The following is a 10000-nucleotide window of genomic DNA, read 5'->3' as shown; positions in this document are numbered from 1 at the left end:
GCATCTTCGGCAAACTGCGCTGTGCGGATAGTTTTTACGGCTTCAATTCGATTCAGAGTTGCAGAGCCCATATCGGCACTAAACTGCTGATCTCTGAATACCGTCAAACCTTCTTTTAAACTTAGCTGAAACCAGTCGCGGCACGTCACCCTGTTGCCGGTCCAGTTGTGAAAATACTCGTGACCAATAATGGATTCGATATTAAAAAAATCAGTGTCTGTGGCTGAGGACTGATCGGCCAACACATACTTGCTGTTGAATACGTTTAAGCCTTTGTTTTCCATCGCTCCCATATTGAAAAAGTCGACGGCAACGACCATATAAATATCCAGATCGTATTCCAGACCAAAAGTCTGTTCGTCCCACAACATGGCGCGTTTTAGAGACTCCAACGCAAATTGAGCCCGGTTTTTATTGCCCTTATCGACATAAAATTCCAGTGCCACTTGGCGGCCAGAGCCCGTAGTGTAACTGCCTTTTAAGCAATCAAAGTCCCCTGCTACTAAAGCAAACAAATAACTTGGCTTTGGAAATGGGTCAACCCAGGTGACATGACGGCGGCCATCAGGTAATAAGTCTGAATGGACCAAATTACCGTTACTTAATAGCGCAGGATATGCGTTAGCGTCGGCGATAATATGAGTGGTGAAACGAGCCAGAACATCGGGTCTGTCCAGGTAATAACTGATTCGGCGAAATCCCTCTGCCTCACACTGAGTGCAATAGGCGCTATTGGATAAGTACAAGCCTTCCAGCGCGGTATTGGCTTTTGGATTCAGTTCAATTTTGAGTTCAAGCTGGGCTTTGGCTGGCATTCCGCGCAATATGAGCTGTTCGGACGTCAGTTGATATGCGTCTGAATTTAATAAAACACCATCTACTGACACTGCTAACAAAGTCAGTTCCTGTCCGTCTAATATTAAAGTCCCAGCTTCACCATTTGCGGATTGACATTGATAGATGGCGGTAAGCAACGTAGCTTCAGGCTCAAGTTCAAACCTCAGTTCTACGTCAGTAATAGTAAATGCCGGCGCTTTATAATCGCTTAACCTTTTTGCCTGGCGGCTGTTTATCTGACTCATCACGAACTCTCTCTTGTTAATGCCCGCATCGAAAATTACGCTCCCACGCTTACGAATTACTTTACATCCTGTACATAAAAATTTAGACCTGCTGACTTATCACCAGGCGAAGTTTTGCCCAACTGTTTGGATGCCTTGTGAGGTGGTGAATAAAATAAGGCCAGTTCTTCAACTGGCCTTGTCTATTATTTACCCTGAACGGCCACTGTAATAGGCGTATCCGGCGGAGTCAGCTTTAGCACCTTAATGCCCATATAGGCATAAATTACCGCCAAAACAGGATTAATAAGGTTAAAAAATGCGTACACAGCATAATCCAGCGGACTGACGTTTAATACACCATGCATATAAGCTCCACAGGTATTCCAAGGGATCAGCGGGCTGGTTATAGTGCCTCCGTCTTCCAGAGTACGGGATAAATTAACAGGAGCTAAACCACGGCGTTCATACTCTTCTTTAAACATACGGCCTGGCATCACAATAGCCATATACTGATCAGCCGTTAAAATATTGGTCGCGATACAAGTAGCTATAGTGCTGGTAATTAACGAGCCAGTGCTGTGCGCCTTATGCAGAATCGCTTCAACAAACTTACGTAACAAACCTACATGTTCCAGCACCGCGCCAAACATCATTGCTGAGAAAATCAACCAACAGGTGTTGAGCATCTTCACCATACCACCGCCATTGAGCAACTTATCCAGCTCGGCATTTTGTGTCTCAATCACAAAACCTCCATGCAGCGTACTCCAAACCACCTTTAAAGTAGCCAGCACAGAATTTAAGGCAGGGTCTGCCATCTTCGCCACCAGTTGTGGCTGAAATAGTACGGCCCATAGGCCACCTAACAGAGCGCCAATGAACACAGTCGGAAAAGCCGGTACTTTCTTTACAGCCATCGCCATCAGCACAGCCAAAGGCACTAGCATCAGAGGACTAATGTTAAAATGCTGCAATAATGCGTCACTGATAGCCCGGATCTGTGAATCATCCGCTGCAGCATCTGCATTAAAACCCATGACTGCAAAAATAATCAGGGCCAACGCCAGACTAGGAATAGTAGTCCAGGTCATATGGCGGATATGCTCAAATAAGTTAGAACCTGCAACTGCAGGTGCAAGATTTGTGGTTTCACTGACGGGGGACATTTTGTCGCCAAAATAAGCACCAGAGACTATAGCTCCTGCCGTCACTGCAGTAGACATACCCAGTCCTGAGGCCACACCAATCAGAGCTACACCTATAGTGGCCGCTGTTGTCCAACTGCTACCTATACTGATGGCTACCACAGCACAGAGCAAACAGCTGGCAGCGTAGAACCAGGAAGGGTCTAGCAGCTGTAAACCATAATAAATCAGAGAAGGTACTGTACCTGCTAACAGCCAGGTTCCGATTAATGCCCCTACTGAGAATAGGATCAGTAAAGCTCCTAACGATAAGGAAATACCTTTGACCATCGCCTGTTCAATATCGGCCCAGCCATAGCCGTTTTTAAGGCCAATCACAACGCCAACAAAGGCAGCGACAAACAAAGCAATCTGGTTTGCGCCGTAAGAAGAATCACTGCCATAGAGATAAACAGATAAACTTAGTAACACAACCAGCACTATCAACGGAATACTGGCATCTAAAAAGGTCGGGGATTTAATCTGGCGTGGTACAGTTAGTTGTTCCATAATTCTGTTCTCATCACGATTGGTTAGCACCAATTCTGTTGTTATAAAAAGGGGTCAGAGTCAATAAACGGCTTCAGCCTATTATTGACTCTGACCCCTTAGCTTCACTTATTCTGCGCGTTTTGCTAAATGACCCAGACTTAACATATCTGCGGTAATTTGCGCTGTTTCCTCTAACAAAGGATCCAGCTTCTCCAGCACTTCAGGTAAATCCTCAAGATTTTTCACAACAGGTAACTTCAAACGAGTCAAGCGTTCGTTCACTCGTTTCAAGTCGCGGGCTGTGTTTTCCTCTTTTTTCTTTAGACGCTCTTGTTCGTTTAAAGAGATAGTTTTTTCATCTTTTTCTTTATTATATAAAGCAATGTCATCCATCAGATACTTGTATTCGGTCTCTTTGCTAAACCTGGCCTGATGCTTTTGCTGCAAAAGTGGCAATGCCTTTTTAATATCGTCTGAAGCTGTGTACTGAGCTGCTGGAATGCTATCCCAAGGCAAAGCGTTTTCTTCTTTGCTTTCCCCCCATTCACCTGGCTCAATTGGTGAAGGAAATGCGATATCAGGGATCACGCCTTTGTGTTGAGTACTACCTCCATCAATACGGTAAAACTTTGCGATAGTAAATTGCACTGAGCCCAAAGACTCTTCAAACATGTCGTACACACGACCTAAACCACGGTGCTGCTGAACTGTGCCTTTGCCAAAGGTATGTTCACCCACTATGAGTGCACGGCCATAATCCTGCATAGCAGCTGCAAAAATTTCTGAAGCTGACGCGCTGTAACGATCAACCATAACAGTCAGCGGACCATCATAAAACACAGTGCCATCCAAATCCTGGCTAATGCTGATGCGGTTACCAGCTTCTCTGATTTGAACTACCGGACCTTTATCAATAAATAAACCCGTTAAAGTCACGGCCTCTGGTAATGAACCACCACCGTTACCACGCAAATCAACAATAATGCCATCTACATTTTGCTGTTTTAAGCTGGCAATTTCTTTCTTCACATCTTCTGTCAGGTTGTTATAAAAACTTGGAATATTAATGACGCCAATTTTCTTACCCAACGGACTCAGTTTAGGCTCCAGAACTTCGGCCTTGGCCGCCCTGTCTTCTAAACGGATTTTATCGCGAACAATAGAAATCTGAGTAGGAACACCTTTAGAGGCATCACCGCCTACCAGCACTTGCAGACGGACTGTCGAGCCTTTCGGACCTTTAATTAAATCAACCACATCATCCAGTCGCCAGCCTACAACATCGACAAACTCTTCATCGCCCTGAGCTACACCTATTATTTTGTCTTTTGGCTTAATTTTTTTCGTCATATCAGCCGGACCACCGGGGACCAGACTCATAATCACGGTAAAATCATCGTCACTTTGCAGCACGGCGCCAATGCCTTCCAGCGACAGGTTCATTTCCTGCTGAAAACGTTCTGCACTGCGAGGGGATAAATAGGAGGTATGAGCTTCAATACTGCGGGCATAGGAATTCATTACGATCTGAAAAACATCTTCGCTTTCAGTTTGCAATAAACGTTTTTTAGCGTTTTCATAACGCTTCTTCAGTAACTTAGTCGTTTCTTCTGCAGTTTTGCCGGCTAATTTCAGATTGAGCGCATCAAACTTCACTTTTTGACGCCATAGCTCGTTAAGCTGCGCCACATCAGCGGCCCATGGCGCGTCTTCGCGCTCAAACTGATAACTGTCTTTCGTTGTGAAATCAAAAGGTTTATCCAGCAAACTAATTGCATAGTCATAACGCTCCAGACGACGCGTCATGCTTAAATTAAACATCTGATAGGCAAAATCAAACTGACCTTTGACCAAACCGTTATCAAACTCGTTACGGTACTTCTCAAAGCCATCAACATCTGACTTAAGTAAAACGTTCCTGAAAAAATCCAGGCTTTTGATATAGCGGTCAAAAACTTTTGACGACAATTCGTCATCAATACGTAAGCCCAAATAATGCTCACGGGTAAAGTAATTGGTGACTCGTTTACTGGCTGTTGCATGCTGTGGTTCCTGCGCCAGATTTGGCACAGGAGAAATAACGGGAGCAGCAACACTGCTGCCTATAACCAGAAAAAACGCCGCTAAGCTGGAAATTTTTTTCATTGAACACTCGTCTCTGTTAAGCCTGGAACAGCTTGTCCCCTTGGGTTTTGATCACCATACCTGAGGCTAGCTGCACCACAACATCATTTTTAACTACTTCAAGTACAGTTGCAGGCACTGGTTTCAGTCCTACTTTTAGCTGCACGGCACTGCCAACTTTTAACGTGGCTGTATTTAATGCAATAAGTTCAACCGCTTGCTCTTGAACCACTTTCTCTGTGGCCTGAGGCTTAGAGTTCAGTCTGGCCGCTTTTGCAGCTACTGCAGCCTTATTTGGTGCAGATTTTTTGTAAGCAGGTTTGTCTGCCTGTGCCGTTTTCGCTTGTTCTTTTTGCTGTTCTTTATGCTTGGCGCGCTCAACAGCGGCTTTTGCTTTACGTTGTTCTGCGGCTTTCGCTTTACTCTGCTCCAGAGTTTGTGCGGCATGAGCTGCCTGCTGCTCATCGATCAACTCTCCGGCCTGACCATCTAGATCAACCCGGGCAACACCTACTTTAACGCAAGCCAGATAGCGCCAACTGGAGGTGTACAAACGTAGGGCATGTCGAATTTGTGTTTTGCTGATGCCATCCTCTTCAGACAACCGCTGCGCTAAGTCCTGAAAAATACCAATTTTCAGAGGTTTAGCTTCACCGCTTTGGCTAAAGCACAGAGGAAACTTTTCGCTTAGTTCGGCGAGGATTTGTTTCACATCTTTGCCTGCAGGTTGAGCTTGAATTTGTTCAGTTGGGGTTGTCATCAAAATTACTCTTCTTCATCAGCGGCATCGTCTAACTTGATGCCTTCTTCTAATTGATTATTAACGTAACAGATAGCCCAGTCGACCAGTTCATCTTCGTCCGCTTCTAATAAAACTAAACTACCTCGTAGCTCGTTCCAAATAGCATGAAGCAAATGGTCTATTTCGGCTGGTAAAATATCATCCGGAAATCGGCGCCAAACCGAATGATAAATGGTGTTAATGCGATCAGCGACGATCTCTTCTTCACCCTCCCAGTCACCGACATCGGCAACCTGGAATAAATAATCCTGAATATTGACTAAATCTTTCATAAAGTCCGTGCCAAATGCTGTTCAAACAACTGAACTAACCCGGCAAGTCCTTGCTGATCGTCCAAATCAAAACGAGCCAGACTCGGACTATCAATATCCAACACAGCAATAATCTTGCCGTTGTGCCGCACAGGCAACACAATTTCTGAATTACTGGCAGCATCACAGGCGATGTGGCCGGGAAATTCATGTACATCTTTAACCAACTGGATCTCCCCAGTAGCCACTGCTGTACCACAAACACCTTTGCCTACCGGAATGCGGACACAGGCCACTTTGCCCTGAAATGGTCCTAAGACCAAAACATCATCTCTTAAAATATAAAAGCCTGACCAATTCAGATCAGGCATTTCATTAAAGAGCAACGCACTCAGGTTTGCCATATTGGCAATCAGGTCAGTTTCATCTTCAATCAGAGACTGAGCTTGCTGTTGCAGCAGCTGATAAAATTCAGATTTTTGCTCACGCATGAAATATAGGTTCTACCATTACTACGAAGGTCCCTACATTACTTGTTTTGTCGCGAAATTTAAACCTCTGCTACAAAAAGATTTAGGCACTTTTGTTCATTAAACAATCAATGACTGTTCATTTCAAACTCAACTGACACTTCGGCTCTGATATCGGTCTGACCAAAGCTGACTTCAGCGCCGTCCGCCATGGCTCTGGCCATCTTCATCACAGGAGCCGGAGCGTAACCTTGTTCATTGATTTTTTGTGCCAAACCCAAAGATAAACCATTGGCTTTTGCCAGTAATGCTGCTTTAGTTTTAGCCTGAGTAAAAGCCTGTTGTAACGCGTCTTGATACAGTTGATCTGATTGACTGACTAAAAATTCAGCCTGATTCATCTGAGTCACGCCCAAATCAGCTGCTTGTTGCAATACGGTACTGTATAGCGAAAGATCTTGTAACGACACGACTATGTCACGGCTAACCTGATAGCGGATAGGCAATTTGCGCTCAGGGTCATGCTGATAATCCTGTTGAATACGTAAAGGCGCATTGTTTAATTGTTCTTCTTTTACACCCAGCTTACGCAGGGCTTTGGATAAAGCGGCCACTTGCTCATCCACTTTTTGTTTTGCATCGCTGACTTTCTCAGCGGTCTGCTGAATTTGCATACTTAAACGCACTGCATCTGGCTTTGCTTGTATCACTGCAGAGCCTGAGACTGTGACGGTTTTCACTGCTGGACTATCGGCTAAAGCGACAAAACTCAGGCTACACACTAACAGCGCTACTAATTGTGTTCTCATTTCTATGTCCTGTTAAATAACTTCACTACAGACTAGCCTGCTTTGCTGAACGCCCACTGAAAATTTAATTAAGCTTCAGCACCTTATCGACAGCAGATTGAGTCAATGGATGATAACCAGGCCGTGCTTTCTGGTACACAGCCCTGGCCCAGCTCAGAGTTTGCTGGTTTTGGCTCAGTTGCTGATACAAAGGCACCACAAACTTGCGCCGTCCGACCCGGATTAAAAACTGCTCAAGCGCAGGCTGTGCTTCTGAGTAGTTTTTTGCTAACGCCACTTTAAACCAGGCTGTAGCAACTTCAGCATTTTGACTTTGGCTTAATGCAAAGCCCTGGTCTAACTGCTGTAACTGAGCCATGTTGACAGTATCAGTCAACTGACCAATAAAATGTAACCAATGGTGAATACTCCAACTGTTTGTTGCTAAATCAGACAACTGGCCACTTTTTTGCCATAACGCCAGTTGTAGATCGACTTGTTTAAACGCATCAGAAACCGGAGCAACAAAAGTGCTGGCCAATCCGGGTTGATAAATCCATTCCAGTACTTCCCCCATAGAGACTATGTCCGGGTCATTCAACAAAGTTTTACGCATAAAACGCAGGAACTTCTCTGTATCCATGCTCTGAAATGCAAAACTCTGAAAGTAGTTTTTTAAAAACTCGTCGAAAGTTTTACGACCAAAACGTTGCTCTAAAAACTGCAAAAACAGCATGCCTTTAACATAAGGCACCTGGGTAAAGGCATCATCAGGATCCCGGCCTGTGTAGTCGGTTACCAATAAAGTGTCTTTGGCATCGATCTGATCCAGATCGTTTTCTAAGTCCTGCACGGACAACTGACGCTCCAGCAAGGCGCGCTCAGGCCCATACACCTGTTCCATAATGCGGTTTTCCACATAGCTGGTAAAACCCTCGTTCAGCCAAAGTTCGTGCCAACTGCCGTTGGTGACCAAATTTCCAGACCAGGAATGCGCCAGCTCATGCGCTATTAAACTGACCAGACTTTTATCACCAGCTATAACTGTGGGAGTAATAAAAGACAAACGTGGATTTTCCATACCGCCAAAAGGAAAACTGGCCGGTAAAATCAGCAAATCATAACGGCCCCATGGATACTCGCCGTACATAGCGCCTGCGACCTGCATCATTTGCTCTGTATCAGAAAATTCGGCCACTGCTTTATCCAGCCAGACTTTTTCGGCATAGACGCCCGTACGTTCAGACATAGCCTTAAATTCTAAATCCCCAATAGCGAGCGCAATCAGGTAAGAAGGAATGGCTTGCGGCATACGGAAAAAATAATCACCGTCTTTGTCGGTATTGGCACTGTTATCAGCCCCCATCACTGCAAGTAACTGTCTAGGCGTATGAATACGAGCCTGATAATTCAGCCGCACTGCCGGTGTGTCTTGTAATGGGATCCAGCTGCGGGCATGAATAGACTGCGACTGGCTGTACATAAAAGGCTGTTGCTTTTCGCTGGTTTGCTCTTTAGTCAGCCATTGTAATCCTGAGGCCTGTGGGCTGGTGTGGTAATAAATGCGTACCTTGGGAAACTGCGCTGGAAACTCAATCCTCAGCGCTTGTCCATGAGTAGATGAAACCTCTCCTAAGCTGTGACTTAGCTTTACCCAACGGCCTTCAGCAGATTGGCCCATGACTTTTTTAATAGTCAGATCGCGACTGTCCAATACCAGCTCGCGCACTTCCGGATGATGCCATTCCAGTTGCAACTCAACAAAACCAGAAAGCTGCTGTTTGTCAAAATCAGCCGTTAAATCTAAGGTCAGTCGTGGGTGACTGACTAAGGCAAAGTTGCTGAAACTATGGGGATCAGCGGCCTGAACTTTGGCAGCAAGGATAAACAGCAACAGCAACACAACACGCATTTTTTACTCCGAAAACTAATTCTTTCTGTAATTCATAGGATTAGCAGGATAATAACAAAGTTCCTGCTGGCTCTGATGACTGAAATGCCGGGTGTCTTTATGAGGTAACTTCATAAAGCCGCCCACACCTTCGCCACTAATCAAAGGCACTTTCGCCAGAATACTTTGCAGCAAAGCGGCAAATTGTGCTTCAGCTGCAGGTTCGAGCAAACGATAGTAATTATGTATTTTCATATACAAAGGCGTGACTTCAAAGATAATACAGCCGGTGTGCCGGATTAAATTTAAAGCAGCGAGATCGTCCATGATGTCTTCAGGCAGTACCAATTGCTCATCAGGATCTTTACCATCTTCAAAATAACTATGTTGGGCACTCAAGTCCTCAAGTTGACTTTGGCCCAGCTCATATTTCAGCGTTGTGCCCTCTGGCACGACAAAAGGTACATCCGTATTATCCCGTGAAATATGGATGGTCTGACGGGCATCGAACAAGCAGGCTTTAAAAATACCGACCTTTGCAATGGAACGGGCAAGTTGCACCACGTTATTGACCGCGACCGCAAAAGCTTTTTGTACACTCTGATCAAACAGATTCAGGCTGCAATCAATATATACCCCTGAGCTTTGCCAATGAATGGCAAGACCGCCTACCACAGGATAACGACCTAAACGACTGACGGCTGCGACAAAAGCTTTTTCAGTTTCTCCCATGCCTTCAAGATAGTTTTTGTAATACCGTTCCAGCTGCACATCGTCTATGTACTGAATGCCTTCTTCGTCACTGTGTTCACGCAAAAAGGATTTACGAGACGAATACACCACAGTATCCAGCTCCTGCGCTTTATCACTGGTCCAGACTGGTAATACCGGCTCTGTGCTTAACAGCGGCAAGTCTGGCGTCACCAGATGATGC

At 45.1% G+C, this 10000-nt stretch carries 8 protein-coding genes and 1 pseudogene; all 9 read right to left on the bottom strand.

What is annotated here, in order from left to right; translation table 11 throughout:
- The coding region (locus tag LDL40_RS12865; protein ID WP_300995779.1) for a M1 family aminopeptidase at nt 1–1082 on the bottom strand (1082 nt) is incomplete at its 3' end.
- 185 nt (nt 1083–1267) lie between these two features.
- On the bottom strand, nt 1268–2788 hold the full coding sequence (gene nhaC, locus LDL40_RS12860) for a Na+/H+ antiporter NhaC (protein ID WP_300995778.1): 1521 nt from the start codon (nt 2786–2788) through the stop codon (nt 1268–1270).
- Between the two features lie 78 nt (nt 2789–2866).
- Nucleotides 2867–4885, bottom strand: a complete 2019-nt coding sequence (gene prc, locus LDL40_RS12855) for a carboxy terminal-processing peptidase (protein WP_300995777.1) — start codon at nt 4883–4885, stop codon at nt 2867–2869.
- A 16-nt stretch (nt 4886–4901) separates the two neighbouring features.
- The gene (proQ, locus tag LDL40_RS12850) at nt 4902–5624 is read right to left on the bottom strand and encodes an RNA chaperone ProQ (protein ID WP_300995776.1); all 723 of its coding nucleotides are present in this window, start codon (nt 5622–5624) and stop codon (nt 4902–4904) included.
- A gap of 5 nt (nt 5625–5629) precedes the next feature.
- The gene (locus LDL40_RS12845; protein ID WP_300995775.1) at nt 5630–5938 is read right to left on the bottom strand and encodes a hypothetical protein; all 309 of its coding nucleotides are present in this window, start codon (nt 5936–5938) and stop codon (nt 5630–5632) included.
- Complete coding sequence (locus LDL40_RS12840) at nt 5935–6408, bottom strand: GAF domain-containing protein (RefSeq protein ID WP_300995774.1); 474 nt, start codon at nt 6406–6408, stop codon at nt 5935–5937. The genes LDL40_RS12845 and LDL40_RS12840 overlap by 4 nt, the downstream gene beginning before the upstream one ends.
- A 107-nt stretch (nt 6409–6515) precedes the next feature.
- The gene (locus tag LDL40_RS12835) at nt 6516–7196 is read right to left on the bottom strand and encodes an SIMPL domain-containing protein (protein ID WP_300995773.1); all 681 of its coding nucleotides are present in this window, start codon (nt 7194–7196) and stop codon (nt 6516–6518) included.
- A gap of 64 nt (nt 7197–7260) precedes the next feature.
- Nucleotides 7261–9087 carry a M1 family metallopeptidase gene (locus tag LDL40_RS12830; protein WP_300995772.1) on the bottom strand — a complete coding sequence of 609 codons (1827 nt, stop codon included), beginning with the start codon at nt 9085–9087 and terminating at the stop codon, nt 7261–7263.
- A 15-nt stretch (nt 9088–9102) separates the two neighbouring features.
- Nucleotides 9103–10000, bottom strand: a pseudogene (locus LDL40_RS12825) (serine/threonine protein kinase); the annotation flags it as partial.

Origin of the sequence: Rheinheimera sp., assembly GCF_020217005.1 — a bacterium.
Lineage (GTDB): Bacteria > Pseudomonadota > Gammaproteobacteria > Enterobacterales > Alteromonadaceae > Pararheinheimera.
Note: the sequence above shows the minus strand (reverse complement) of the source record. Positions and strands in the feature narration are given on the sequence as shown.